The 24,852-nt window shown below is 64.9% G+C and carries 24 protein-coding genes; 12 read left to right on the top strand and 12 right to left on the bottom strand.

The genetic code is table 11. From position 1 onward, the window contains the following. Positions 1 to 92 precede the first annotated feature (92 nt). Positions 93 to 1,538, top strand: a complete 1,446-nt coding sequence (locus tag BJ6T_RS35545; protein WP_014497427.1) for a helix-turn-helix domain-containing protein — start codon at positions 93 to 95, stop codon at positions 1,536 to 1,538. A gap of 94 nt (positions 1,539 to 1,632) precedes the next feature. Here BJ6T_RS35545 and BJ6T_RS47640 read toward each other — a convergent pair whose 3' ends face one another. Further along, a complete protein-coding gene (locus BJ6T_RS47640) occupies positions 1,633 to 1,926 on the bottom strand; it encodes an antibiotic biosynthesis monooxygenase (RefSeq protein ID WP_014497428.1) in 294 nt (97 codons plus the stop codon). Between the two features lie 224 nt (positions 1,927 to 2,150). Between BJ6T_RS47640 and BJ6T_RS35555 the strand changes: the two genes are divergently transcribed. From BJ6T_RS35555 to BJ6T_RS35565, 3 genes are all read left to right on the top strand, one after another. Continuing rightward, the gene (locus BJ6T_RS35555) at positions 2,151 to 2,957 is read left to right on the top strand and encodes a hypothetical protein (protein WP_014497429.1); all 807 of its coding nucleotides are present in this window, start codon (positions 2,151 to 2,153) and stop codon (positions 2,955 to 2,957) included. Positions 2,958 to 3,119: 162 nt separating this feature from the next. Further along, on the top strand, positions 3,120 to 3,467 hold the full coding sequence (locus BJ6T_RS35560) for a hypothetical protein (RefSeq protein ID WP_014497430.1): 348 nt from the start codon (positions 3,120 to 3,122) through the stop codon (positions 3,465 to 3,467). 87 nt (positions 3,468 to 3,554) lie between these two features. Beyond that, positions 3,555 to 4,514, top strand: a complete 960-nt coding sequence (locus BJ6T_RS35565) for an IS5 family transposase (protein WP_014491453.1) — start codon at positions 3,555 to 3,557, stop codon at positions 4,512 to 4,514. A 319-nt stretch (positions 4,515 to 4,833) separates the two neighbouring features. Here BJ6T_RS35565 and BJ6T_RS35570 read toward each other — a convergent pair whose 3' ends face one another. Both BJ6T_RS35570 and htpX read right to left on the bottom strand, forming a co-directional pair. Further along, positions 4,834 to 5,475, bottom strand: coding sequence for a tetratricopeptide repeat protein (locus tag BJ6T_RS35570; RefSeq protein WP_014497431.1), 642 nt, complete (start codon positions 5,473 to 5,475; stop codon positions 4,834 to 4,836). A 150-nt stretch (positions 5,476 to 5,625) separates the two neighbouring features. Then, a complete protein-coding gene (gene htpX / locus BJ6T_RS35575) occupies positions 5,626 to 6,582 on the bottom strand; it encodes a zinc metalloprotease HtpX (protein ID WP_014497432.1) in 957 nt (318 codons plus the stop codon). Between the two features lie 295 nt (positions 6,583 to 6,877). On the opposite strand from htpX, the gene BJ6T_RS35580 reads away from it, so the two are divergent. The 5 genes from BJ6T_RS35580 (at position 6,878) to BJ6T_RS35600 (ending at position 13,650) form a co-directional block, all read left to right on the top strand. After that, positions 6,878 to 8,224: an HlyD family secretion protein gene (locus tag BJ6T_RS35580; protein WP_039229623.1), complete on the top strand. Its 1,347-nt coding sequence runs from the start codon at positions 6,878 to 6,880 to the stop codon at positions 8,222 to 8,224. After that, positions 8,224 to 10,161: a glycosyltransferase gene (locus BJ6T_RS35585; protein ID WP_014497434.1), complete on the top strand. Its 1,938-nt coding sequence runs from the start codon at positions 8,224 to 8,226 to the stop codon at positions 10,159 to 10,161. Before BJ6T_RS35580 ends, BJ6T_RS35585 begins: the two co-directional genes overlap by 1 nt. A 123-nt stretch (positions 10,162 to 10,284) precedes the next feature. Next, positions 10,285 to 11,586 carry a lytic murein transglycosylase gene (locus BJ6T_RS35590; protein ID WP_028170412.1) on the top strand — a complete coding sequence of 434 codons (1,302 nt, stop codon included), beginning with the start codon at positions 10,285 to 10,287 and terminating at the stop codon, positions 11,584 to 11,586. Positions 11,587 to 11,867: 281 nt separating this feature from the next. Then, positions 11,868 to 12,371, top strand: a complete 504-nt coding sequence (locus BJ6T_RS35595) for a DUF1993 domain-containing protein (RefSeq protein ID WP_014497436.1) — start codon at positions 11,868 to 11,870, stop codon at positions 12,369 to 12,371. Between the two features lie 178 nt (positions 12,372 to 12,549). Further along, on the top strand, positions 12,550 to 13,650 hold the full coding sequence (locus BJ6T_RS35600) for an alkene reductase (protein WP_014497437.1): 1,101 nt from the start codon (positions 12,550 to 12,552) through the stop codon (positions 13,648 to 13,650). 195 nt (positions 13,651 to 13,845) lie between these two features. Here BJ6T_RS35600 and BJ6T_RS35605 read toward each other — a convergent pair whose 3' ends face one another. From BJ6T_RS35605 to glpD, 7 genes are all read right to left on the bottom strand, one after another. Beyond that, entirely contained in the window at positions 13,846 to 15,588 is a 1,743-nt protein-coding gene (locus tag BJ6T_RS35605) for an ABC transporter substrate-binding protein (RefSeq protein WP_038937251.1), read from the bottom strand. A gap of 131 nt (positions 15,589 to 15,719) precedes the next feature. Further along, a complete protein-coding gene (locus tag BJ6T_RS35610; RefSeq protein ID WP_014497439.1) occupies positions 15,720 to 16,049 on the bottom strand; it encodes a DUF2160 domain-containing protein in 330 nt (109 codons plus the stop codon). Between the two features lie 10 nt (positions 16,050 to 16,059). Further along, entirely contained in the window at positions 16,060 to 16,866 is an 807-nt protein-coding gene (locus BJ6T_RS35615; RefSeq protein WP_014497440.1) for a carbohydrate ABC transporter permease, read from the bottom strand. Then, entirely contained in the window at positions 16,866 to 17,840 is a 975-nt protein-coding gene (locus BJ6T_RS35620) for a carbohydrate ABC transporter permease (protein ID WP_014497441.1), read from the bottom strand. The genes BJ6T_RS35615 and BJ6T_RS35620 overlap by 1 nt, the downstream gene beginning before the upstream one ends. Further along, entirely contained in the window at positions 17,840 to 18,925 is a 1,086-nt protein-coding gene (locus BJ6T_RS35625; protein ID WP_014497442.1) for an ABC transporter ATP-binding protein, read from the bottom strand. The genes BJ6T_RS35620 and BJ6T_RS35625 overlap by 1 nt, the downstream gene beginning before the upstream one ends. A 12-nt stretch (positions 18,926 to 18,937) precedes the next feature. Further along, positions 18,938 to 20,074, bottom strand: coding sequence for an ABC transporter ATP-binding protein (locus BJ6T_RS35630; protein ID WP_014497443.1), 1,137 nt, complete (start codon positions 20,072 to 20,074; stop codon positions 18,938 to 18,940). Further along, positions 20,071 to 21,621 (bottom strand): glycerol-3-phosphate dehydrogenase, encoded by a 1,551-nt coding sequence (gene glpD, locus BJ6T_RS35635; protein ID WP_014497444.1) that lies wholly within the window; start codon positions 21,619 to 21,621, stop codon positions 20,071 to 20,073. Before glpD ends, BJ6T_RS35630 begins: the two co-directional genes overlap by 4 nt. A 230-nt stretch (positions 21,622 to 21,851) precedes the next feature. On the opposite strand from glpD, the gene BJ6T_RS35640 reads away from it, so the two are divergent. Continuing rightward, complete coding sequence (locus BJ6T_RS35640) at positions 21,852 to 22,133, top strand: type II toxin-antitoxin system Phd/YefM family antitoxin (protein ID WP_014497445.1); 282 nt, start codon at positions 21,852 to 21,854, stop codon at positions 22,131 to 22,133. Further along, positions 22,130 to 22,555: a type II toxin-antitoxin system VapC family toxin gene (locus BJ6T_RS35645; RefSeq protein WP_014497446.1), complete on the top strand. Its 426-nt coding sequence runs from the start codon at positions 22,130 to 22,132 to the stop codon at positions 22,553 to 22,555. Before BJ6T_RS35640 ends, BJ6T_RS35645 begins: the two co-directional genes overlap by 4 nt. A 4-nt stretch (positions 22,556 to 22,559) precedes the next feature. Here the strand turns inward: BJ6T_RS35645 and BJ6T_RS35650 are convergent, their stop codons facing one another. Together BJ6T_RS35650 and BJ6T_RS35655 are read right to left on the bottom strand one after the other, a co-directional pair. Beyond that, on the bottom strand, positions 22,560 to 23,405 hold the full coding sequence (locus tag BJ6T_RS35650) for a DeoR/GlpR family DNA-binding transcription regulator (RefSeq protein WP_014497447.1): 846 nt from the start codon (positions 23,403 to 23,405) through the stop codon (positions 22,560 to 22,562). 91 nt (positions 23,406 to 23,496) lie between these two features. After that, positions 23,497 to 24,195: an HAD family hydrolase gene (locus BJ6T_RS35655; protein ID WP_014497448.1), complete on the bottom strand. Its 699-nt coding sequence runs from the start codon at positions 24,193 to 24,195 to the stop codon at positions 23,497 to 23,499. Positions 24,196 to 24,349: 154 nt separating this feature from the next. Between BJ6T_RS35655 and BJ6T_RS35660 the strand changes: the two genes are divergently transcribed. Further along, on the top strand, positions 24,350 to 24,814 hold the full coding sequence (locus tag BJ6T_RS35660) for a nuclear transport factor 2 family protein (protein WP_014497449.1): 465 nt from the start codon (positions 24,350 to 24,352) through the stop codon (positions 24,812 to 24,814). Positions 24,815 to 24,852 lie beyond the last annotated feature (38 nt).

Consider the following 24,852-nt stretch of genomic DNA (forward strand, 5'->3'; position numbering starts at 1 on the left):
TCCCTCTCCCCGTCCTTACAGGGGCGCGACGAGCTTCGTTCGCGCTGGGAGCGTCGGGGTGAGGGGCTCTCTCCGCGCGCGGGGAGAGGCTGATGCCCGCCGCCTCGGGGAAAAAGCTGTTCGTCGGCCCGCGCTTCCGGCGGATCCGGCAGCAATTGGGGCTGTCGCAGACCCAGATCGCCGAGGGGCTCGGGATCTCGCCGAGCTACGTCAACCTGATCGAGCGCAACCAGCGCCCGGTGACGGCACAGATCCTGCTGCGGCTGGCCGAGACCTATGACCTCGACCTGCGCGACCTCGCGACCGCTGACGAGGACCGCTTCTTCGCCGAGCTGAACGAGATCTTCTCCGATCCGCTGTTCCGCCAGATCGACGTTCCCAAGCAGGAACTGCGCGACCTTGCCGAGCTCTGTCCCGGCGTCACCCATGCGCTGCAACGGCTCTATGCCGCCTATGCCGAGGCCCGCCAGGGCGAGACCTTGGCCGCGGCGCAGATGGCCGACCGCGACGTCGGCACGCGCTATGAGGCCAATCCTGTCGAGCGCGTGCGCGAGCTGATCGAGGCCAACCGCAACTATTTTCCGGAGCTGGAGCAGGCCGCGGAGACTCTTCGCGACGAACTGAACGTGCCGGCCGAAGGGCTCTATGCCGCGCTCGCCGCACGCCTTCGCGAAAAGCATTCGATCCAGACCCGCATCATGCCGGTCGACGTGATGCGCGAGACGCTCAGGCGTTTCGACCGCCATCGCCGCCAGCTCTTGATCTCCGAGCTGGTCGATCCGCCCGGCCGCGCGTTCCAGCTCGCCTTCCAGCTGGGCCTCGGTGAATGCGCGCAAGCCCTGGAGACCATCATCGGCCGCGCCGGTCCACTCGACGACGCGCCGCGCCGCCTGTTCCGCATCACGCTCGCCAACTATTTTGCGGCGGCCGTGATGATGCCCTACCCGGCCTTCCTCGCCGCAGCGGAGGCCTTGAACTACGACATCCACGTGCTGGCGCAGCGCTTCAATTCCGGCTTCGAGCAGGTCTGCCATCGCCTCACCACGCTGCAACGGCCGAACGCGCGCGGCATTCCGTTCTTCCTGCTGCGCGTCGACAATGCCGGCAACGTGTCGAAACGCTTTTCCTCCGGCACGTTCCCGTTCTCGAAATTCGGCGGCACCTGTCCGCTATGGAACGTGCACTCGACCTTCGACACGCCGGATCGCCTGTTGAAGCAGGTGATCGAGCTGTCCGACGGCACGCGCTATTTCTCGATCGCGCAGATGGTGCGCCGCCCCGTCGCGCCGCATCCACTGCCGCAGCCGCGCTTCGCGATCGGCCTCGGCTGCGAGATCCGCCACGCCGCCCGCCTCGTCTACGCCTCCGGCCTGGATTTGGAGAAAACGGAAGGCACGCCGATCGGCGTCAACTGCCGCCTCTGCGAACGCGAAAACTGCGCCCAGCGCGCCGAGCCGCCGATCACGCGCACGCTGATTTTGGACGAAACGACAAGGCGGGTGTCGAGTTTCGCGTTCTCGAATGCACGGGAGTTGTGAGGGGGCTCCGCTGTCATGCCCCGCCTAGTGCGCAATTGCGCACGGGGCGGGGCATGACAGTGAAGAATGTGGCCTGACTGACCCGCCTCGCACGTCACGCCAGCGTATGCACGATCACAGGCCCCGCGGCAGCGCTCGCATGCCCTGCAAGCAGCGGCCCCAGATCCTTCTCGATCCAGGCGATCGCACGCCGGTTCGCCTCCTCCGCCTGCTCGAACTTGTCGAAGATGGAGATCGCGGTGACCGTGTCGTCGCCGGCATAGACGACGTAGTAGGCCCTGAAGCCGTCGACGTCGCTGATGATCGGAACGGCGCCGTCCTTGATGCGGCGCGCCAGCTCTTCGGCGCTCCCGCTTTTCGCCTTGGCCTGACGGATGGCGGCATACATGGCATCCTCCTCCGGCTATTGCTGTCGGGCATGTGCCCGGCTTCGATCCTACGCCGAAGCGCGCGACCAATCCACGCTTGGTTAACCCGGCACTAATCCGTCTCCGCGATCTGCAACCAACGGTTAAGCACGCCTCAACATCGGTGCCTTAGTCTCGCCCCACTCACTTTTCGCAAACGGCGACGGCCTATTCTGCCGGGTGAAGTGACATCAGGGGGTTCACCATGCGCGTAGCGCTGCTGCTGACTGCGACCGTTGTGGGCGCGCTCTTCGCCAATCCATCCCATGCCGGATCGCTCGACGCGTCGGCCGGGGCAGCGCAGGCGCTGCCGCCGGGCTTCCAGAGCTACCGCGGCTACATGTTCGACCTGACGGAGAATTCCGAGCGCAAGGACGTCGACAAGCTCACCGACAATCTGAAGCAGCAGATCGACGTCGTCGAAGCTTCCGGCCTGTCGCCGCGCGTGCTGCGCTTCTTCCACACCGTTCCGATCGTCGCGAGCGAGCTCGCCTGCCTCGACGAAGGCGCCGCGACCGCATGCTACGGCCGGGTCACGCCGGACATCCAGCGCACCGCACCCCGGGCGCTGACGGTCTGGGACCCTGACAAGCAGCGCTGGACCAATCCGAACGCCGTCGACCTCGCGGTCGATTCGGGCCTCGGCGTGATCATGCTGCGGCCGGACATGATGCGCTACGAGAAGGAAGCCGTGCTGCTGCACGAACTGCTGCACGCCTATCACGCGCGGCTGCTGCCGGACGGCTACGCCAACAAGGGCGTGATCGGCTATTTCGCCCTTGCCAAGTCCAAGGACCTGTTGCCCAAGGAATCCTATGCGATGAAGAATCCCATGGAATTCTTTGCCGTGACTGCGAGCATCTTCCTGGCTGGCAAGAGCGAATTCCACGACCCGAAGTCGCGCGAGGCGCTCAAGGAGAAGATGCCGGACTATTACAAATATCTGGTCGGCGTGTTCGGCTTCGACCCCGATCCGGCACCGGCGAGCGGTCCGGTTGCCTCGCTGAAATAAGGCGTCTGCGCCAAGCCATCCCAGAAAGCCGCGCAAAAATGCGCGGCTTTTTTGGTTTGGGTACCGGAAGCTGCGGATGACGCACCGCCGGGAATTGCCAAGGCGGGGCCCGATCTGCATAGTCCCGCCCGCATCGATACCGTTTTAAGAGGATAGAACAACATGGCGGACGCCGACCTGGATGTCGTGATCCGGCAACTGGCCAGACAGCTGCATACGGGCCTTTTGACCCGCGCCAAGGAGCGCCGGGATCGCTTCAACGGCCTTGCGGCCAAGGCCAAGGGCAAGGAGACCGGCGACCGCTTCAAGATGATGGCCAAGGCCACCATGGAGCAGGCCACCGCCGCCGCCAAGCGCCTCCAGATGTCCGCCGACAACGTCGCCGACAGCTACGCCCGCTCGATGCGCCTCGCCGCCAGCACGCCGATCCCGACCAAGGTGGAGAAGGCGAAGGAGAAGCTGGTGAAGAAGGCCAAGGCGAAGAAGGCGAAAGCCAAGAAAGCGAAGTAAGCGCGCACTTTCTTCCTTCTCCCCTTGCGGGGCTGTTGCGTAATTCGTCAATTGTGATTCCCTAGGGCAAAGCCTTGGAGGGTAGCGATGGCGGTCAAGCGGACGGGACAGCCGAGCTTTGTGGAAGCGCTGATGCCGAAGGGGGCCGGCGCCAATGCGGCGCTGGATCGGCTGGCTGGCCTGGTCAAGTGGTACCGGTTCGAGAAGCTGATCGGCCATTTGCGGGATGAAGGGAGCCCCGGTCGACCAGGCTATCCGGTGTTGGTGCTGTTTCGTGCTGTGCTGTTGCAGTCGCTGTATGGTCTTTCGGAGCGCGAACTCGAGGAAGCGCTGGGCGACCGGTTGTCGTTCAAGCGCTTCGTCGGTTTGAGCCTTGAGGATGCGACGCCCGACCACACGGTCCTGAACCGCTTCCGGAACCAGCTCGTTGAACAGGGCCTGCTGGAGAAGCTGTTTGGCGAATTGGATCGTCAGCTTGAGAATGCTGGCGTGATCCTCAAGCGCGGCACGATGCTGGATGCGACCTTGATCCAGGCAGTCTCGGCTCCGCCCAAGGAGGATCGCCCCTCAAACGACCCTGATGCCCGGTTTGCCAAACGGCAGGGCAAAAGCGGCTCGACCTTCGGTTACAAGGCCCATGTGGGTGTGGACGAAGGATCCGGCTTGATCCGCGCGGTGCTGACCACACCCGCTAACGTCAACGATACGACACCTGCGGACGCTTTGATCCGGGGCGATGAAGCTGCGGTGTGGGCCGATGCGGCTTACGACACCCATGCCCGACGGGCCCGGCTGAAGGCGGAGGGCAAGAAACCCCGCATCGCTCGTCGGCCCAACAGACATCATCCGGAACTGCCGCCCAGGCTCAAACGCTACAACCTCCTCATCGCGCGCCGCCGAGCCCAGGTCGAGACCACCTTCGCTACTCTCAAACGCCGCATGCGGCTGACCTGCATCCGCTACGTCGGTCTGATCAAGGCGACCGGGCAAGTCGTGCTCGCCGCGATCGCCTTCAACATGAGGCGGTGGGCCACAATCGCCGCGTGAGCCACCCTCCGAGGGCGACAACTACAGATCTTGGCAGGCAATTGCCGGGACCAAGGCCTTCGTTCCTGACGTCTTCAGCCTCAAGAGCTGATAACGCAACAGGCCCCTTGCGGGAGAAGGTGGCATAGGCGGCCTTCGGCCGCCGTTCTTGAGAACGCCGAAGCCAAGCTTCGGCTGTGGCGCCGGATGAGGGGTTGTTTCCGCGCACAACACTGTTCGTGAGGATAGATACCCCTCACCCGTCTCGCCGCTATCGCGGCGAGCCACCCTCTCCCGCAAGAGGAGAGGGTTGCAGCGGCGAATGCGGCTCTAGATATCTCTACCGCCTTGGCGCGGGGGCCTGGTTCGGCTCGGCGCTCGCGAGCTCGGCGAGCTTGGCGCGGGCTGCGTCGCGGGTGCGGCCGTCCTTACCGGCCGGCAGCGCGAGAGCGGCTTCGAAATCGGCGCGTGCGTCGTCGGCCTGGCCGCGGGCGAGGAATGCAAGGCCACGGTCGAGCCGGGCCTGCGCATCCGACGGGTCGAGACGGACCGCTGTGTTGTAGCTCAGGATGGCGCGATCGAGATCGCCGGTAGCGGCGAGCGCAAGACCGCGCTGGTGATAGGGCGCGGCGTGCCTGGGATCATGCGCGATCGCCTCGTCGTAATCCTCGATGGCAAGCTCCAGGTCGCCGTTCTGCCGGCGCGCCTGCGCCCGGTCGCGATACAGCGAGGCGCGGTTGGGATTGAGGTGGATGGCCTCGTCGAAATCCGCGATCGCCCGCTGCCAGTCGCCGTGGCGCAACGCGATCCGCCCGCGCCCTTCATAGGCGAACGCGATCAGCGATCCGCGCAGCGGCGAGAAGCCGATCACCGCCGAGCAGATGTCGGGCTCGTCCTCATCCCCGCAATTGACGACCGTGTGCGTGGACAGGCCAATGAGCACGCCCAGGACGATCAGCAATGGTACCGCAGCTTTGGTCATCTTCGACCGTGGCAGGCAGAGGACCGGCCACGCATCCCCTTTCGAAGGAACAGTCTCGCCATGGTGTTAACACCGGCCGGGACCATTCCTGTGTGCGCCAGGTCACAAAAGCTGGTCACAAAGCCGGGCGCAATTCCGGCCGGTTCCGCGTCAACCCCAAGGTCCACGCGAGGGGCCACGTGAAGGACCGTTCGAGGACGACTGCCCCCATGGGCTCCGCGGCGGATAGTTTTCGTTGGCACCGACCGACGGAGATGCCTGCGCACCGAGCTCGGCCGCGAGCTGCTGGAGCGCCGCGATGCGGTTCTGCGTCGAGGGATGGGTGGCGAACAGATTGTCCACGCCATGGCCCGACAGCGGATTGATGATGAACATGTGCGCGGTCGCGGGATTGCGCTCGGCATCATAGTTCGGGACCTGATGCGCGGCGCCTTCGATCTTCACCAGCGCCGACGCCAGCCACATCGGCTGACCTGCAATGCGCGCGCCGAGATTGTCCGCGGCATATTCGCGGGTGCGACTGATCGCCATCTGCACCAGCATGGCGCCGATCGGGGCGAGGATCATCATCAGGATCGAGCCGACGATGCCGGGGCCGTTGTTGTCGCGATGGCCGCCGAAGAACATGCCGAACTGCGCCAGCATCGAGATCGCGCCGGCGATGGTCGCGGTAATAGTCATCAGCAGCGTGTCGTGATTCTTGATATGGGCGAGCTCGTGCGCGATCACGCCGGCCAGCTCCTCGCGGCTGAGCTGGTTCATCAGGCCGACGGTGACGGCAACAGCGGCATTCTGCGGGTTGCGGCCGGTCGCGAACGCATTGGGCTGCGCCTCGTCCATCACGAACACGCGCGGCATCGGCAAGCCCGCGCGGCCCGCAAGCTCGGCGACGAGCCCGACCAGCTCCGGCGCGCTGGCGCGGTCGACCTCATGGGCCCCGTACATGTTGAGCACCATGCGGTCGGAGTTCCAGTAGGTGAAGAGATTGGTCGCGGCGGCAATGACGAGCGCGATCATGGCGCCGGTGGCGCCGCCGATCAGATAGCCGACGCCCATGAACAGGGCGGTGAGGCCGGCGAGCAGCATTGCGGTACGCAGATAGTTCATGGCCGTCTCCCGGGGCGGCCGCAGGCAAAACCTCTGGCCGGCGCCTTCGAGGTATGAATGCTGCCTGATACTGCAAGGTTCATGCGTCGCGGAGCCGCAGACCCATGGCAGCTACATGGCGGCGCGGCCAGCCTTTCCCGCCTCGCTAAAGCTTGACCGGGATTTGCGCAAAAACACACGCGGACGTTTAGCAACCTGGAAAGCGCAGCTTCGGCTTAATCCGCGTAACCGGGCACACCGCGCGGCCCTCGCGCATTGACCGGTTCCGTTGGCTTCCGTCAGCAAGGTGACCGTCATGGTAGACCGCTCGCGCGCCGCTTCCGTCGACCCGGCATCCGCTCCCTCCCCTCACGACAGCAAGACTGACGCGAAAGGATTGCAGGAGGCGCTGCAGGAACAGCTGTTCGACAATGACGAGTCCGGCCACGCCCCCGAGGCGCCGACGGCATCGGAGTCAGGGCACCGCTGGCCGCATCTGCGGCGCGGCGCCAAGATCGCGATCGGGCTTTCCATCATCGCCGTGTTCGGCTGGCTGCCGCTGCGCGCGATCTGGGAATATTCAAGCGTCGAGGCCGTGCTGAACTCCCGCCTCGTCACCCTGCGCACGCCGATCGGCGGCCGCGTGGCAGCCGCTCAACGTGTCGCCGATCAAGCCAGGCTCGACGCCGGAACCGTGGTCCTGCGCGTCGTGAATTCGCGCGGCGATCGCACCCGGCTCGACGATCTCCGGCGGCAGAAATCGCGGATGGAAAACGAGCGGCCGAGCCTTGCCGCCAAGCTTGCGTCGGCCCAGGCCGCGCAAAAGGACCTGGCGCGGCAGGCCACGCAATTCCGCGAGGGGCGCGTGCTGCAGCTGGAGGCGCGGATCGCCGAGATCCAGACCTCGATCGAGGCGGCAGCCGCGCGGCGGGACGAAGCCAGCGCCGCGGTCGAGCGCGCATCCTCGCTGGCGAAATCCGGCAATGTCTCGACGGTCGAGCTGGCGCGGCTGACGCGGGAGCTGTCCGTGTCGCAGCAAACCGAGCTCGGCGCCCGCAAGCGGCTGGATGCCGCGAAGGTCGAGCTTGCCGCGGCACAGAACGGCTCGTTCCTCGGCGACAGCTATAACGACCGCCCAAGCTCGGTGCAGCGCGAGGAGGAGATGCGCCAGCGCGCCGGCGATCTCGAGGCAGATCTCGCGCGCACCGACACCGAGATCGCCTGGCTCGCCAACGAGATCATCATCGAGGAGGTGCGCTTCGCCGATCTGTCCGAAGCCAACATCACGACACCCGTCGCGGGCCGCGTCTGGGAGATGATGACCTCGCCGGGCGAGGACGTGCAGGCCGGCCAACCCCTGCTCAAGGTGCTCGATTGCAGCGGCGCCGTCATCACGGCCAATGTCACCGAGAGGGTCTACAACCGCCTGCAGCTCGGCGACCGCGCCAGCTTCGAGCCGAACGACGGCGGCGAGCCGATCTCCGGCACCGTGGTCAATCTGACCGGCGCCGCCGGCGCGCCCGCCAATCTCGCCATCAATCCGGATGCGCTCAGCAAGGAGCCCTATCGCGTGACCGTGGCGCCGCGCGATGCCGCCGCCCACGGCTGCACCGTGGGGCGCACCGGCCGCGTCGTGTTTGCCCGGCTCGAGACCGCGCCGTGATGATGGCGTTGACGCCAGGCCTGATTGTGCTCGGCGCCTTCATGGCGGTCGTGCCGCTGCTCAGGCGCGACAGCGCAATGGCGCGCTCGTTCCTGGCCATCGTGTCGCTGGTATTCCTGTTCCGCTATCTCTACTGGCGCGTCACGGCGACGCTCCCGCCGCCGCATCTGACGGCCGATGCCGTGATCGGGTATCCCTTCATGCTGCTGGAGGCGGCCTCGCTCGTCGCGGTCGCGTTGTCCCTGCTGTTTCTGAGCCGGACCATCGACCGCACCGGTGCGGCAAGGATCGACGGCCGCGCCACCGATCCGTACGCGCCGCTGATCGACGTCTTCATCTGCACCTACAACGAGGAACGATCGATCCTCGAGCGCACGATCATCGGCGCGACCGGTATGGAGTATGGCAACTATCGCGTCTGGGTGCTCGACGACGGCCGACGGCCGTGGCTGCGGCGGCTCGCAGGCGAACTCGGCTGCCATTATCTGACGCGGCCCGACAACCACCATGCCAAGGCCGGCAACATCAACCACGCACTCCGGCACGTCGGCAAGCTGCCGGAGTCGCCCGCCTTCGTCGCCATCCTCGACGCGGATTTCGTGCCGCGGCCCGACTTCCTCGCGCGCACCATCTCGCTGATGGACGATGCGTCGGTCGGCGTGGTGCAGACACCGCAGCACTTCATCAATCCCGATCCGATCCAGACCAACCTCGCCGCGACGGACGTGTGGCCCGACGAGCAACGCTTCTTCTTCGACATCCTGATGCCGGCGAAGGACGCCTGGGGCGTCGCCTTCTGCTGCGGCACCTCATCTCTCATCCGCTACCCCGGGCTGATGCGGATCGGCGGCTTTCCGACCGATTCGGTGACGGAAGACTATCTCGTCACGCTGCGCCTGAAGGAGTACGGCCTCACCACGATCTATCTCAACGAGCGGCTGACGATCGGGCTCGCGCCGGAGGGGCTGAAGGAATACATCACCCAGCGCGCCCGCTGGTGCCTCGGCTTCATGCAGATCATCCGCGGCCGCAGCGGACCGTTCTCGCGGGAGTCAAAACTCTCCTTCATCGACCGGCTCTCGCTGGTCGATGCTTTCATGAGCTGGTCGGCGGTCTACACGTCGAAGGTCGCGGGTCTCGTCGTGCCCTGGCTGTTCCTGCTATTCGGCATCAAGGCGGTGCAGGCGGACCTCACTGAGCTCTTACGCTTCTTCCTGCCGTTCTACGTCTGGCACGGGCTCAGCATGGCCTGGCTGTCGCACGGCCGTTCGCTCGCCATGATGACCGACGTCTCGCAACTCATCGCCGCGCCCGCGGTGCTCAGGGCGGTGGTAGCCGGCCTGGCGAAGCCGAAGGGACACAAATTCAAGGTCACGGCAAAGGGCGGCGACCGCGACAGGCGATTCGTCGAATGGCCGCTGCTGCGAATCTATGGCTGCGCGCTTCTCATCACGCTCACGGCCATTGCCTATGCCTTCATCCTGCACCAGCGTGGCGAGAACATCGCCTATGGCGGACTGGCCCTGGCCTGGAGCCTCTACAATGCGCTCATCCTCACCGTGGTCTGCTTCGTCTGCATCGAGCAGCCACGCAAGCGCAAGGCGGAACGCTTCAATCGCAACGAGCCGGTCCTGTTGCGTCAGGACGGCAAGTCACATCTCGCGCGGCTCGCGGACATCTCCATTACCGGCGCCCGGCTGATCGATCCCGATCCGCCGCTCCCCGGCAGCACGATCGAATGCCGGATCTACGGCCGCGCGATCGCGGCCATCGTGGTGCGGCGAACGACGGATGGATTCGCAGTCCGCTTCGAGGAAGGCATGGACACGCGCGTGCATGCGATCCGGGCGTTCTATGCCGGCGAATATGTCCGCGCCTATCGCGGCGTCAGAGCGCTCCCGGTCGGAAAGGCGCTGCTGATGCGCCTGTTCGGCTAGGCCGGCGCGACATCCGCTCGCTCGCAATCCCTCCGCCGGCGTGGCATGGAAAGGATGGCCTGAGGCCGTCACTTCACCTAGACTTCGCGCGAATCCACGCCTGCCCTCCCCGCCGGAACCCCTATGCTCCAGACCCGATTTGCGATCGCAACCGTCGCGCTCCTCGCATGCTCCGCGACCGCCTCCGCCCAGTTCGCGCCACCACCCGCCAAGCCCATCGCGCCCAAAGCCACAGCCCCGTCGTCACGCGCCGCCTCGTGCCACAATGGCGCGAGCTTCGATCGGTTCCTGGCCGACGTGAAGAGCCAGGCGATCGCTGCTGGCGTGTCGCAGCGGACGATATCGGAGGCCTCGCCCTATCTCGTCTATGACCAGGGCATCGTCAATCGCGACCGCGGCCAGCGCGTGTTCGGCCAGCTCTTCACCGAATTTGCCGGCCGCATGGCCGCGCCCTATCGCATGCAGAACGGCCAGCAGCACATCAAGCACCACGCGGCTGCGTTCGCGCGCGCCGAAAAAGAATACGGCGTGCCGCCGGCGGTGATCGCCGCGTTCTGGGGCCTCGAGAGCGATTTCGGCGTCAACATGGGCAACCTGCCGACGCTGAAATCGCTGGTGTCGCTTGCCTATGACTGCCGGCGCTCGGAGATGTTCGTGAACGAGACCATCGCCGCGCTGAAGATCATCGACCGTGGCGATCTCACACCCGACGAGATGGTCGGCTCCTGGGCCGGCGAGCTCGGGCAGACGCAGTTTTTGCCCGTGCATTACGTCAACTACGCCGTCGACTATGACGGCGACGGCCGGCGCGATCTCTTGCGCAGCGAGGACGACGTAATCGGCTCGACCGCGAACTACATCGCCAACGGATTGAAGTGGCGGCGCGGTGAGCCGTGGCTCGAAGAGATCAAGGTGCCGCAGAACCTGCCCTGGGATCAGACCGACCTCACGGTGCAGCAGCCGCGCTCGAAATGGGCGCAGTTGGGAGTCACCTATCCCGACGGCCGTCCGCTGCCGAACGACAATCTCGCGGCGTCCGTGCTGCTGCCGATGGGACGCAACGGACCTGCCTTCATGGCGTATGCGAATTTCGCGGCCTACACCGAGTGGAATAATTCGCTGATCTATTCGACCACGGCGGGTTATCTCGCCACCCGCATCGCCGGCGCGGCTCCGATGCGCAAGCCGGCCCAACCGGTCGCGCAACTGCCGTTCAATGAGCTCAAGCAATTGCAGCAGCTCCTGGTTCAGGCCGGCTTCAATGTCGGCAAGGTCGATGGCGTGCTGGGCCAGCAGAGCCGCGCCGCCGTGAAGGCGATGCAGATCAAATACGGCCTGCCCGCCGATTCCTGGCCGACCGCCGAGCTGCTCGCGCGGATGCGCGGCGGCACGGCCCAGGCGCAGCCGGCGAGCGCAGTCCGCTGAACCCTCCTCCGTCATGCCCCGCCTAGTGCGCAATTGCGCACGGGGGCGGGGCATCCAGTACTCCGCAGCCCCTCGATTGAATCACAGGCGTCTCGGCGTACCGGATCGCCCGGTCAAGCCGGGCGATGATAGCGAGGGTGTGGTTGCGATGACACTGTGGGTGTCGCTCGGTAGAATTTTCGCACCGCACAAGCCGCTCTCGCGATTGTATTTTTCCATGAGGCTCCCATGTCAGTGGCTCAGGTTTCTCCCGAGATTTCCCTCATCGAAGCGAGCATCACATGTCCTTCCACGACGCCGTCGTTCCTGCTTACTTGCAAATGCTGAACAGCCTCACCGGCCTGATCACCAAGGCGGAGGCGCATTGCACGGCCAAAAAGATCGACCCGAGTGTCCTGCTGGGCTCCCGCCTGTTCCCGGACATGCTGCCGCTGTCGAAGCAGATCCAGTTCGTCAGCGAGTTAGCGACCAAGGGCTGCGCGCGGCTGACGCAGAGCGAAGTACCCTCGACGCCCGATACCGAGATCAGTTTCGCCGCATTGAAGCAGCGGCTGGCAAAGACGATCGACTACGTGAATTCGTTCAAGCCCGAGCAGTTCGAAGGCGCCGACGCCAGGGACGTCACCTTCCCGGTCGGCTCTGACAAATCCATCACCATGAAGGGGCAGCAGTTCCTGAGCTCCTTCTCGCTGCCGAACTTGTATTTCCACGCGACGACCGCGTACGACATCCTGCGCCACAACGGCGTCGAGATCGGAAAGCGCGATTTCCTCGGCACGAACTGATTTGCCAAATCGCACGACGCCGTAGCGGAATTCTGCTGCCGCGGCCGGAATTGCACATGAATCATGCTGCGCGGGCCAGGCCGCGTAGCTCGCCTCCACTTTCCGTATGACTCCTCCCTTGCGCCTGATGTCGCGATGCACAAGTGTTCGTGATCTCTCACCGCCTGGAAGCATTCCCATGAGCCGCCCGACCAAATTGCTAGAGACCTACAAGCTCGGTCCGATCACACTGGCCAACCGCCTCGTGATGGCGCCGCTGACGCGCAACCGCGCCGCGCCCGGCACGTTCGTGCCGAGCCCGCTTGCCGCCGATTATTACGGCCAGCGCGCCTCCGCAGGTCTCCTGGTCACCGAAGCGAGCCAGATCTCACAGCAGGGCCAGGGCTACCAGGACACGCCCGGCATCTACAGCAAGGACCAGGTCGCCGGCTGGCGCAAGGTCACCGACCGCGTGCATGAGCGCGGCGGCAAGATCTTCATCCAGCTCTGGCATGTCGGCCGCATTTCGCATGTCGATCTCCAGGCCAATGGCGCAGCCCCGGTGGCGCCGAGCGCGATCCGCGCCAAGGGCAAGACCTTCGTCAACGGCACCTTCGCCGACGTCTCCGAGCCCCGCGCGCTCGAGCTCTCCGAGCTTCCCGGTATCATCGACGACTTCAAGCGCGCCACCAAGAATGCGCTCGAGGCCGGTTTCGACGGCGTCGAGATCCACGGCGCCAACGGCTATCTGCTCGACCAGTTCGCCAGGGACGGCGCCAACAAGCGTACCGATGCTTACGGTGGCTCCATCGAAAACCGCGCGCGGCTGATGCTGGAGGTCTCCAGGGCTGTTGCCGCCGAGGCCGGCGCCGACCGCACCGGCATCCGCATCTCGCCGGTGACGCCGGCCAACGATCTCTCCGATTCCAATCCGCAGGCCTTGTTCGATCACATCGTCGACGGCCTCAGCGCGCTCAAGCTGGTCTATCTGCACGTGGTCGAAGGCGCCACCGGCGGCCCGCGCGACATCGCCCCGTTCGACTATGCGGGCCTGCGCAAGCGCTTCACCGGCGCCTACATCGCCAACAACGGCTACGACTTCGATCTCGCGACCAAGGTGCTGGACGAGAACGCGGCCGATCTCATCGCGTTCGGCAAGCCGTTCATCTCCAACCCCGACCTCGTCGAACGGCTGAAGTCGGGCGCGGCGCTGAACGACTGGGACAAGACCACGTTCTACGGCGGCGGCGCCAAGGGCTACACGGATTATCCGACGCTTGCGGCCGAGCCGGCGGAGTAGGACGACGCCGTCGCTCCATCCTCCGTCATTGCGAGGAGCTCTTGCGACGAAGCAATCCAGACTGCCTCTCTGGAGATATCCTGGATTGCTTCGCTGCGCTCGCAATGACGATGTGGAGGCAGTGCGCTTGACTTACAACAAGAAAAAGGCCGGGATCGCTCCCGGCCTTTCGTGTTTGATGACGCTACGCGCCGCTTACTTCGCTTCCGCGCGCTTGGGCGGGGACGCCGGCCACGACTTGATCAGCGTGTCGTAGTCGACCGTCTCACCCTTCGGCTTCTCGTTGGCGAGCTTGCGCTGCGGCGCGATGGTGCCGTCCTTCTGGGCCTTGGCGTACCAGTATTCAGCGGTCTCCTTCTTGTGCAGCTTCGGACCGCAGGCGCCCTGCACGCCGGACTTCTCGAGGCGCTCCATGACGGAGTCCTGAGCGGCCGCGAGTGCATCCATCGCGGCTTGCGGCGTCTTCGCACCGGACGACGCATCGCCGATGTTCTGCCACCAGAGCTGCGCGAGCTTCGGATAGTCAGGCACGTTGTTGCCGGTCGGGGTCCACTGCACGCGTGCGGGCGAGCGGTAGAACTCGATCAGGCCGCCGAGCTTCGGTGCACGCTCGGTGAACGACTTGTCCCAGATGTCGGATTCACGGATGAAGGTGAGACCGACATGGCTCTTCTTCAGCGACACCGTCTTGGAGACGATGAACTGGAGATAGAGCCAGGCCGCCTTGCGGCGGTCTGCCGGGGTCGACTTCAACAGCGTGAGCGAGCCGGCGTCCTGGTAGCCGAGCTTCATGCCTTCCTTCCAGTACGAACCGTGCGGCGACGGAGCCATACGCCATTTCGGCGTACCGTCCGCGTTCATCACGGCGATGCCGGGCTTCACCATGTCGGCGGTGAAGGCGGTGTACCAGAACATCTGCTGGGCGATGTTGCCCTGCGCCGGCACGGGACCGGACTCGGAGAAGGTCATGCCCTGGGCCTGCGGCGGGGCATACTTCTTCATCCACTCGAGGTACTTGGTGATCGAGTAGACCGCAGCCGGGCCGTTGGTGTCGCCACCGCGCTCGACCGAGGAGCCGACCGGACGGCAGCCTTCCATGCGGATGCCCCATTCGTCGACCGGCAGACCGTTCGGAATGCCCTTGTCGCCATTGCCGGCCATCGACAGCCAGGCGTCGGTGAAACGCCAGCCGAGCGACGGGTCCTTCTTGCCATAGTCCATATGGCCGTAGACCTTGACGCCGTTGATCTCCTTGATGTCGTTGGTGAAGAACTCGGCGATGTCTTCGTAAGCCGACCAGTTCACGGGCACGCCGAGCTCGTAGCCATACTTGGCCTTGAACTTGGCTTTGTAGTCCGGGTTGGTGAACCAGTCATAGCGGAACCAATAGAGGTTCGCGAACTGCTGGTCGGGCAGCTGGTAGAGCTTGCCGTCCGGCGCGGTGCCGAACGACTTGCCGATGAAGTCGTTGACGTCGAGCTGGGGATCGGTGACGTCCTTGCCCTCGCCGGTCATGTAATCGGACAGTGCGATGGTCTGGCCGTAGCGGAAGTGCGTGCCGATCAGATCGGAATCGTTGATCCAGCCGTCATAGACGTTCTTGCCGGACTGCATCTGGGTCTGCAGCTTCTCGACGACGTCACCTTCCTGGATGATGTCGTGCTTGAGCTTGATGCCGGTGAGCTCGGAGAATGCCTTTGCCAGCGTCTGCGACTCGTATTCGTGGGTCGCGATGGTCTCGGAGACGACGTTGATCTCCATGCCCTTGAAGGGCTCGGCGGCCTTGGCGAACCACTCCAGCTCCTTCTTCTGCTCGTCCTTCGACAGCGTCGAGGGCTGGAATTCCGCAATCCACTTCTGGATCGCGGCGTCGTCGGCGGCGCGGACCGGCGCCGAGACGGCGAACGACACCGCAACGATGGCGGCGGCGCTGGACATGGTCAGAAAGCTATTCTTGGTCAAAGGACCTTTCCTTCTCCTAAACTGTCGCATGTTGTTCCTCCGTTGCAGCGACAAAATTTTATACAGGCCCGGGTTTGCCCCCGGATCTGGCCGTCCCTTCGCGAGCTTCAGACCGTGCGAAAAATGAGCACGGCCGTGGCCAGCGAAATCCCACTTGCGAGCCACAGGCTCGAAATCTCAAAACCTTCCTCGCCGACCGGCAGGGTGGCGAGTGTATCGGTGCCGGCGAAGGCGATCCACAGAAGGTGGATGACCGCCGCCGTGATCAGGGAGATGAACAGGCGGTCGCCCCGCGTCGTCGGAATGCTGAGCACGCCGACGCGCTCGGCCTCGGGATAGACCGCGGCGAGGTAAGTCATGACCGCGAGGGTGCAGGCGAGCGCCACGAAGAAGATCGCGGTCGGCAGCGTCCAGGCCATCCATGCAATAGATTCCATCGATGCCTCCCTAGACCCGACCGAGCGCGAAACCGCTCGCGATGTAATTGCGGACGAACCAGATCACGAGGGCGCCCGGGATGATGGTCAGCACGCCGGCTGCGGCCAGCAGGCCCCAGTCCATGCCCGCAGCCGACACCGTACGCGTCATGATCGCCGCGATCGGTTTTGCCTGCACCGAGGTCAGCGTCCGCGCGAGAAGGAGCTCGACCCAGGAGAACATGAAGCAGAAGAAGGCGGCGACGCCGATGCCGCTCGCGATCAGCGGCACCAGGATCCTGATGAAGAAGCGCGGAAAGGAATAGCCGTCGAGGAAGGCGGTCTCGTCGATCTCGCGCGGCACGCCGGAGACGAAGCCTTCGAGGATCCACACCGCCAGCGGAACGTTGAAGATGCAATGCGCGAGCGCGACCGCCCAGGGCGTATCGAACAGGCCGATCGCCGAATAGAGGTTGAAGAACGGCAGCGCATAGACCGCCGCCGGGGCCATGCGGTTCGACAGCAGCCAGAAGAACAGATGCTTGTCGCCGAGGAAGCGGTAGCGCGAGAACGCGTAGGCCGCCGGCAGCGCCACCGAGATCGAGATGATGGTGTTGAGGACGACGTATTCCAGCGAATTGATGTAGCCGGAATACCAGCTCTCGTCGGTGAAGATGCGCTTGTAATGCTGCAGCGTCGGGGAATGCGGCCACAGCGTCATCGTCGAGACGATCTCGGCGTTGGTCTTGAAGCTCATGTTGACGAGCCAGTAGATCGGCAACAGCAGGAAGATCAGGAACAGCGCCATGATGACGCGACGGCCGGGAATCGAATGCATCAGGCCACTCCTTCCTTCGGCTTGAGCGCGGGCGCAGGCTGGAGCGCGCCAGCTAGCTTGGGCTCCGCCGCCGGCTCCTTCTCCGCCTGTGCCTTACGCTCGACGCCGGCATTGGTCATGACGGTGTAAAAGATCCAGCAGACGATCAGGATGATGAGGTTGTAGACCAGCGACAGCGCTGCCGCCTTGCCCAGGTCGAACTGGCCGAGCGCAATCTTGACGAGCTCGATCGACACGAAGGTGGTCGAGTTGCCGGGACCGCCGCCGGTGACGACGAACGGCTCGGTGTAGATCATGAAACTGTCCATGAAGCGCAGCAGCACCGCGATCAGCAGCACGCGGTTCATCTTGGGCAGCTGGATCGCCTTGAACACGGCCCAGCGCGAGGCGCCGTCGATCTGCGCGGCCTGGTAATAGGCCTCAGGAATCGACTTCAGACCGGCATAGCAGAGCAGCGCGACGAGGCTGGTCCAGTGCCAGACGTCCATCACGATGACGGTGACCCAGGCATCGACGTCGTTGGAGACGTAATTGTAGTCGAAGCCGATGTGGTTGAGCACATAGCCCATCAGACCGATGTCGGGCCGGCCAAAAATCTGCCAGATCGTGCCGACCACGTTCCACGGAATCAGCAGCGGCAGCGCGAGGATGACGAGGCAGGCCGCCACCGTCCAGCCCTGGCGCGGCATCGACAGCGCGATGACGATGCCGAGCGGCACCTCGATCGCGAGGATCACCATCGAGAAGAACAGATTGCGGCCGAGCGAGGCCAGGAAGCGGCCGCCGAGGTCGGTCGAGGGATCGAGCAGTTCCTTGAACCAGCCGACGCCGTTCCAGAAGAACTGGTTGTTGCCGAAGGTGTCCTGCATCGAATAGTTCACGACCGTCATCAGCGGCAGCACCGCCGAGAAGGCCACGACCAGGAACACCGGCAGCACCAGGAACCAGGCTTTTTGGTTGACGGTCTTGTCCATCAGGCGGCTCCCTCCACCAGAAGGCTGTTGGCATAGACGTGGACATGCGCCGGATCGAATCTCAGCCCGGCGGTGCCGTCCGCGCTGGTGAAGCCTGCCGGCGCGCGCGCCGCGATCTTGGCCTCGCCGATGCGGACGCGCGCGAAGCGGATGCGGCCGAGGTCGTCGATGCGGTCGATCTTCGCGGTGAGCAATCCGGGTGCGGGCGCGACGGCATCGACGAACTCCGGACGCACGCCGATCTCGATCTTGGCGCCGGCAGGCAGGTTGTCATAGCTGCGGTTGAGCGCGATGACATTCCCGCCGATGCGCGCCTCGCGCCCCCTCACTTCCGCCGGCAGGATGTTCATGCCGGGCGAGCCGATGAAATAGCCCACGAAGGTGTGCGCCGGCTTGTCGAACAGCTCGGCGGGCGTGCCGCTCTGCACCACGCGGCCGTCATGCATGACGACAACGGTGTCGGCGAAGGTCAGCGCCTCGGTCTGGTCGTGGGTGACGTAGATCATCGTCAGGTCGAGCTCGCGATGCAGCGCCTTCAGCTTGGAGCGGAGCTGCCATTTCAGCTCGGGATCGATCACGGTCAGCGGCTCGTCGAACAGCACCGCGGCGACGTCGGAGCGGACCAAGCCGCGGCCGAGCGAGATTTTTTGCTTGGCATCCGCCGTAAGGCGCGTCGCCTTGCGATTGAGATAGGGCTCAAGGTCGAGCAGGCGGCCGATCTCGGCGACGCGCTTGTCGATCTCGGCCTTCGGCACGCCGCGGTTCTTCAGCGGAAACGCCAGGTTCTGCCCCACCGTCATGGTGTCGTAGATCACCGGAAACTGGAACACCTGGGCGATGTTGCGCTTCTGGGTTGACAGCGGTGTGATGTCCTGGCCGTCGAACAGGATTTTCCCCCGCGACGGCGTGATGATGCCGGAGATGACGTTGAGCAGCGTGGTCTTGCCGCAGCCGGACGGGCCGAGCAGCGCGTAAGCACCGCCCTGCCGCCAGGTCATGGTCACCGGCTTCAGCGCAAAGCTTTCCTGCGGCGCATCATTGCCGCCGTAGGAGTGGGCGAGATCGACGAGGTCAATGCGGGCCATATCGCATCTCCCTCAAGAGCTTTTACTTGTTGACGCGTTTTCTTCACGCGAACCGCTACGCACCTCGCTTGAAAACGCTACGGGTGCGGCGACCAGGCGGTCGGCCGCGTCGAACACGAAAACGTCGTTGGGATCAAGCACGGCATCGATGGTCTGGCCGGGCTCGAACTCGTGCACGCCGTGCAGCACCGCTACCCAGTTCGATCCGTCGCGGGTCAGGTGCACGAAACTCTCCGAACCGGTGATCTCGGTCACCGTCACCGTGGCATGGAACGCGTGGCGGTCGGCCTCGCCATTGGCGAGGGCGAGCTGATGGGCGCGGAAGCCGACGCGATAGGCGCCGTCGGCGAGCGATGAATAGAGACCGGAGGCCGGCGCGGCGATGCCGCCCGCATATTGCACAGAGCCGTTCTTCTTCTCGATACCGACGAGGTTGAGCGGCGGATCGGAGAACACCTGGGCGACACGCAGCGTCTGCGGACGGCGGTAGACGTTCGGCGTCTCGCCGATCTGGAGCGCCTGGCCCTCCCACATGCAGACCGTGTTGCCGCCAAGCAGCAGCGCCTCGGTCGGTTCGGTCGTGGCATAGACGAAGATCGCGCCGGACGCCTCGAAGATGCGCGGCAGCTCGGTACGCAGCTCCTCGCGCAGCTTGTAGTCGAGGTTGGCGAGCGGTTCGTCGAGCAGCACGAGGTCGGCGCCCTTCACCAGCGCGCGCGCCATCGCGGTGCGCTGCTGCTGGCCGCCAGAGAGCTGGAGCGGCGTGCGTTTCAGGAACGGCTCGAGGCGGAGCAGCTTTGCTGCTTCCGCCACGCGCTTCTCGATCTCCTCGCGCGGCTTGCCCTGCACGCGCAAGGGCGAGGCGATGTTCTCGTAGACCGAGAGCGAGGGGTAGTTGATGAACTGCTGATAGACCATCGCGACCGAACGCTGGCGCACGTCGACACCGGTGACGTCCTTGCCGTTGACCAGCACCTTGCCCGAGGTCGGCTTGTCGAGGCCGGCGAGCAGCCGCATGATCGAGGTCTTGCCCGACAGCGTCGGCCCGAGCAGCACGTTGAGCGTGCCGCTCTCGAGCGTCAGCGAGACGTCGCGGATGTGCGGTATCCCCTCGACGGTCCGGGTCACATGATCGAGCGTCACGGTCATGGGCGTCCTCCCGCTTCCAGCAGGGGACTTTGCGGCACAGTGTGGGTTGCAATCCAGTCGTTCAATGCAGCGATCTCGTCGGCAGATAGTCGCAGGCCAAGCTTGGAGCGGCGCCAGACGATGTCTTCCGCCGTGACCGCCCATTCATTGGCCATGAGGTAGCGGACCTCGCGCTCGGTCAGCGTCGCGCCGAAGGCCTGGCCGAGATCGGCCGCCGATTTCGCATCGCCGAGCAGCTTGATGGCGCGGGTGCCGTAAGCGCGGGCGAGACGCCGGGCGTGCTCGAGGCTGAGGAAGGGATAGCCGCGCTGGAGCTCGGCGATCAGGCCGTCGACGTCGGAGACGCCCATGTCGCCGCCGGGCAGCGGCCATTTGCCGGTCCAGCCTTCGCGCGCTTTCGCACTGCGAAGATAGGGCGCGAGCCGTTCCAGCGCCTCTTCGGCGAGCCGGCGGTAGGTCGTGATCTTGCCGCCATAGATCGAGAGCAGCGGCACGCCGCCGGGTGTGTCGAGCTCGAACACGTAGTCGCGCGTCGCGGCCTTGGCTTCGCTGGCGCCGTCGTCATAGAGCGGTCGCACGCCGGAATAGGTCCAGACCACGTCCGCTGAAGTCACCGGCTTGGCCAGATACTCGCTCGCGGCGGCGCAGAGGTACTCGATCTCTTCGGGCGTCGCCTTCACCTTGGCTGGATCGCCGTCGTAGTCGCGGTCGGTGGTGCCGATCAGCGTAAAGTCGTCCTGGTACGGGATCACGAAGATGATGCGGCCGTCCGCGTTCTGGAACATGTAGGCGCGGTCGTGGTCATAGAGTTTCTTGACCACGATGTGCGAGCCCTGCACCAGGCGCACCTTGGCTTTCGTGTTGACGCCGGCGCCGCGGCCGAGCACGTCCTCGACCCAGGGGCCGCCGGCATTGACCAGCGCGCGGGCCTGGATCGAAGAGCGCTCGCCGGTCAGCGTGTTGACCATGCCGACGGTCCAGATGCCGCCGGACTGCTTGATATCCGTCGCGCGGGTGCGGGTGCGGATCTCGGCGCCCTTGTCGGCGGCATCGCGTGCGTTGAGCACGACGAGACGGGCGTCGTCGACGAAACAGTCGGAATATTCGAACGCGCGGCTGTAGCGGTTCGGGATCAGCGGACGGCCAACCTCGTCGCGCCTGAGATCGACCGAACGCGTCGCCGGCAACAGGTGCCGGCCGCCGATATGGTCATAGAGGAAGAGGCCGAGGCGCAGCAGCCAGGCCGGACGCAGGCCGGCGTGATGCGGCAAAACGAAACGCAGGGGACGGATGATATGGGGCGCGATGCCCCAGAGGATCTCGCGCTCGATCAGCGCCTCGCGGACCAGGCGAAACTCGTAATATTCGAGATAGCGCAGGCCGCCATGCACCAGCTTGGTCGACCAGGACGAGGTCCCGCTCGCCAAATCGTTCATTTCGCACAGGAAGACCGTGTTGCCACGGCCCACCGCGTCGCGCGCGATGCCGCAGCCGTTAACACCGCCTCCGATAATGGCGAGGTCGAAAATACGCTCCAACAGACGCATCCCCCGGCGACCGCTCATTCCTTCGAGCGACTACTTTCGTTTTTCATTAGATCACACCGAAAAACGAAAGCAAGATGAAAGAGAGGCGAAAGGAAGTGAAAGAGGAACTTTTTGGTGGGCAATCGGCTGTCGAAACGAGCAATCCGGACGGCAATTCGAGAAGCAATATTGCTCTTGAATAGCCATCCGCAATCATAATAGTCATAATAGTCATATTGGTTATATTCGGCATGACAGACCGCAGCTCCGCTCCCGATTCGCCGCCGACTGACACGTGGACGCTCGCCAATGCCAAGGCACGCCTGTCCGAGGTGGTCGATCGCGCCCAAACTGGTCCCCAGATCATCACCCGACACGGCAGGCCCAATGCCGTGGTCGTTTCCGCGGATGAATGGGCGCGAAAGACGGCGCGCAAAGGCACGCTGGCCGAATTCCTGCTGGCTTCGCCGCTGCGCGGTGCCGACCTCGAACTTGAACGGGTGCAGGATGAACCGCGCGACGAGATGCCGTGAACCTGCTCCTCGACACCAACGTGCTGTCGGAGGTTCAGCGGCCGGCGCCTTCCCCGAAAGTCCTGGCATGGCTCGATACGGTCGATGAGGATCGCGCGTTCATCAGCGTTGCCTCGATCGCCGAGCTTCGCCGCGGCATCGCCCTGCTGGATGATGGCCGTCGCCGCGCCGCACTGGCCGCTTGGCTCGCGCATGACCTGCCGGCTCGGTTCGCGCAGCGCACCCTGCCGATCGACCACGCGGTCGCCGAGCGCTGGGGCGACCTGATGGCGCAGAGCCGTCGCACTGGCGTTGCGTTGTCCGTGATGGACGGCTTCCTTGCGGCCACCGCGTTCGCCAACAATCTCACGCTCGTCACACGCAATGTGACGGATTTCGCGGCCTTCGGCGTTCCGCTGCTCAACCCGTGGAGCGGCGCCTAAGCCGCTATCTCAGTCGCACCACCGGCGCGGCTTCCGGTGCCGCATCCTGAGCATCGGCCGTCGCATCATCGATATCCGCCCCCTTCGGCATCGCCGCCATCACCTCGATGCCCTTGCTGTGGCAGATGGTGGCGAGGCGCTCGGGCAGCTCCTGGTCGGTCACGAAGGTCTGGATCTGGGTGATATGGGCGATGCGCACCGGCGCGCTGCGGCGCAGCTTTGTGGAGTCCGCAACCAGCATGACGCTGCGGGCATTGGCGATGATGGCTTGCGCCACCTGCACCTCGCGATAGTCGAAGTCGAGCAGCGCGCCCTCCTCGTCGATCGCGGACGCCCCGATGATGGCATAGTCGACCTTGAACTGGCCGATGAGCTGCGTCGCGGTCGAGCCGACCACGGCGCCGTCGGCCCGCCGCACCGTGCCGCCGGCGACCACCACCTCGATGCGGGGATGGCGGTAGAGCAGCATCGCGACGTTGAGATTGTTGGTGATGACGAGGAGGTCCTCGTGCGAGGTCAGCGCGCTCGCCACCTCCTCGGTCGTGGTGCCGATATTGATGAAGAGCGAGCAGCCGTTCGGGATCAGCGAGGCGGCCGCAGCCCCGATCGCCTTCTTTTCGTCGGCGGCGACGAACCGCCTCGCCTCGTAGGCGAGGTTTTCGACGCCGGAGGCGATGATGGCGCCGCCGTGGATACGGGTCAGCGAGCGGCGCTCGCAAAGATCGTTGAGATCCTTGCGGATCGTCTGCGCCGAGACCTCGAACCGGCGCGCGAGCTCCTCGACCATGACGCGCCCCGAGGCGCGCGCGATGTTGAGGATTTCGGCTTGGCGATGGGTCAATCCGGTCACGGCGATGGCCTCAAATCAGGAAGGCGCATGGTGCGGCGGTTCGCACGTTCGGTCAATGCGCTCGGCGATCACGGTTAACGGACAAAGCCCCTCACCACGCCATCGCGGCGGCGAGACGCGCGAGCAGTTCCGGATCGTCGAACGCGCTGGCGGAGGCGACCGCGCCGGCGCCAACAAGGTCGGCATGGCTGAGGCTCGTCCGGATGCCGATGGTCGGAATGCCGGCGGCCGTCGCCGACTGCACGCCGGAGCGGGAATCCTCGAACGCTATCGAAGCCGTCGCGCTGCCGCCGGCGAAACGCAGCCCCTCCTGATAGGGCAGCGGGTGCGGCTTGCCGTGCGGCAGCTCGTCGCCGATCACAAGTGCCCTGAAGCGGTGCGTGATGCCGAGACCGGAGAGCAGCAGCTCGGCATTCAGACGCGGCGCGTTGGTCACGGCGACCATGGGAATGCCGGCGGCATCCGCGCGGTCGAGCAGCGCCATCAGACCCGGAAGCGGCTCGATCTGTCCGGCGACGAGTGTGCGGAAGACGACCTCCTTCTCTCCGAGGATCACGGCGCGCCGTTCCACGGTTTCGTCGGGCAGAAAGCGCTCGCCGATCGACGCATTGGCGAAGCCTTGCAGCTCCCTGGAGAAGCGCGCGTGATCGAACACATGGCCGCGCGGCCCAAGCACCTGGTTGAACGCCTTGAGGTGCAGCGGGTCGGTGTTGGCCAGCGTGCCGTCGATGTCGAACAGCAGCGCCCTGCCCGTCACTTGCCCCTGCGCCTGCCCATTGGCCTCGATCATTTCCGTACTTTCCCGAATGCACGATGCATCTATGCGAAACACGTATCAATGCAGCCCCGATCGCGCAATGACGCATCGACATGACCACCACGCGACACTCGACAAAGTCGCGCGCGGCTGCAACACTCGGCGCAAGATCAAAAAGGAGGAAACGATGACGATCAACCGACGCGATCTGGCTCTCTCGACTCTTGCTGTCTCAAGCCTTGCGGTCTCTGCGCTCGCTCTCACACCGGCGCTGGCCGCTTCGGCGGACGAGGAAGCCGTGGCGAAGAAGGTCGAGGCATTCCGCCTTGCCCAGATCGCGGCCGATCCCAAGGCGCTCGGCGCGCTCTGCGCCGACGAGGTGAGCTACAGCCATTCCAACGGCAAGGTCGAGGACAAGGCGACCTTCATTACCAACGCCACCGACGGCAAATCAAAATTCCTGTCGATCGAGTACAAGGACCCGACCATCAAGGTCGTCGGTCCCGCCGCGATCGTGCGCTTCCACTGGATGGGCGAACAGGAAATGGCGGCCGATGGGAAAAAAGTGTCGACCAATCTTCACATCCTGATGAACTGGCAGAAGCAGGGCGACGATTGGAAGCTGCTGTCGCGGGCTGCGACGAAGTTGTGATTGGCGCTCTTACCCTCTCCCCCTGCCTGCGGGAGAGG

This window comes from Bradyrhizobium japonicum USDA 6, from assembly GCF_000284375.1.
Taxonomy (GTDB): Bacteria; Pseudomonadota; Alphaproteobacteria; order Rhizobiales; family Xanthobacteraceae; genus Bradyrhizobium; species Bradyrhizobium japonicum.

What these genes read in the sequence shown, in the direction of transcription:
- BJ6T_RS35545 (WP_014497427.1), top strand. Translation starts at nt 93, where the DNA reads ATGCCCGCCGCCTCGGGGAAAAAGCTGTTCGTCGGCCCGCGCTTCCGG.
- BJ6T_RS47640 (WP_014497428.1), bottom strand. Translation starts at nt 1,926, where the DNA reads ATGTATGCCGCCATCCGTCAGGCCAAGGCGAAAAGCGGGAGCGCCGAA.
- BJ6T_RS35555 (WP_014497429.1), top strand. Translation starts at nt 2,151, where the DNA reads ATGCGCGTAGCGCTGCTGCTGACTGCGACCGTTGTGGGCGCGCTCTTC.
- BJ6T_RS35560 (WP_014497430.1), top strand. Translation starts at nt 3,120, where the DNA reads ATGGCGGACGCCGACCTGGATGTCGTGATCCGGCAACTGGCCAGACAG.
- BJ6T_RS35565 (WP_014491453.1), top strand. Translation starts at nt 3,555, where the DNA reads ATGGCGGTCAAGCGGACGGGACAGCCGAGCTTTGTGGAAGCGCTGATG.
- BJ6T_RS35570 (WP_014497431.1), bottom strand. Translation starts at nt 5,475, where the DNA reads ATGACCAAAGCTGCGGTACCATTGCTGATCGTCCTGGGCGTGCTCATT.
- htpX (WP_014497432.1), bottom strand. Translation starts at nt 6,582, where the DNA reads ATGAACTATCTGCGTACCGCAATGCTGCTCGCCGGCCTCACCGCCCTG.
- BJ6T_RS35580 (WP_039229623.1), top strand. Translation starts at nt 6,878, where the DNA reads ATGGTAGACCGCTCGCGCGCCGCTTCCGTCGACCCGGCATCCGCTCCC.
- BJ6T_RS35585 (WP_014497434.1), top strand. Translation starts at nt 8,224, where the DNA reads ATGATGGCGTTGACGCCAGGCCTGATTGTGCTCGGCGCCTTCATGGCG.
- BJ6T_RS35590 (WP_028170412.1), top strand. Translation starts at nt 10,285, where the DNA reads ATGCTCCAGACCCGATTTGCGATCGCAACCGTCGCGCTCCTCGCATGC.
- BJ6T_RS35595 (WP_014497436.1), top strand. Translation starts at nt 11,868, where the DNA reads ATGTCCTTCCACGACGCCGTCGTTCCTGCTTACTTGCAAATGCTGAAC.
- BJ6T_RS35600 (WP_014497437.1), top strand. Translation starts at nt 12,550, where the DNA reads ATGAGCCGCCCGACCAAATTGCTAGAGACCTACAAGCTCGGTCCGATC.
- BJ6T_RS35605 (WP_038937251.1), bottom strand. Translation starts at nt 15,588, where the DNA reads ATGTCCAGCGCCGCCGCCATCGTTGCGGTGTCGTTCGCCGTCTCGGCG.
- BJ6T_RS35610 (WP_014497439.1), bottom strand. Translation starts at nt 16,049, where the DNA reads ATGGAATCTATTGCATGGATGGCCTGGACGCTGCCGACCGCGATCTTC.
- BJ6T_RS35615 (WP_014497440.1), bottom strand. Translation starts at nt 16,866, where the DNA reads ATGCATTCGATTCCCGGCCGTCGCGTCATCATGGCGCTGTTCCTGATC.
- BJ6T_RS35620 (WP_014497441.1), bottom strand. Translation starts at nt 17,840, where the DNA reads ATGGACAAGACCGTCAACCAAAAAGCCTGGTTCCTGGTGCTGCCGGTG.
- BJ6T_RS35625 (WP_014497442.1), bottom strand. Translation starts at nt 18,925, where the DNA reads ATGGCCCGCATTGACCTCGTCGATCTCGCCCACTCCTACGGCGGCAAT.
- BJ6T_RS35630 (WP_014497443.1), bottom strand. Translation starts at nt 20,074, where the DNA reads ATGACCGTGACGCTCGATCATGTGACCCGGACCGTCGAGGGGATACCG.
- glpD (WP_014497444.1), bottom strand. Translation starts at nt 21,621, where the DNA reads ATGCGTCTGTTGGAGCGTATTTTCGACCTCGCCATTATCGGAGGCGGT.
- BJ6T_RS35640 (WP_014497445.1), top strand. Translation starts at nt 21,852, where the DNA reads ATGACAGACCGCAGCTCCGCTCCCGATTCGCCGCCGACTGACACGTGG.
- BJ6T_RS35655 (WP_014497448.1), bottom strand. Translation starts at nt 24,195, where the DNA reads ATGATCGAGGCCAATGGGCAGGCGCAGGGGCAAGTGACGGGCAGGGCG.
- BJ6T_RS35660 (WP_014497449.1), top strand. Translation starts at nt 24,350, where the DNA reads ATGACGATCAACCGACGCGATCTGGCTCTCTCGACTCTTGCTGTCTCA.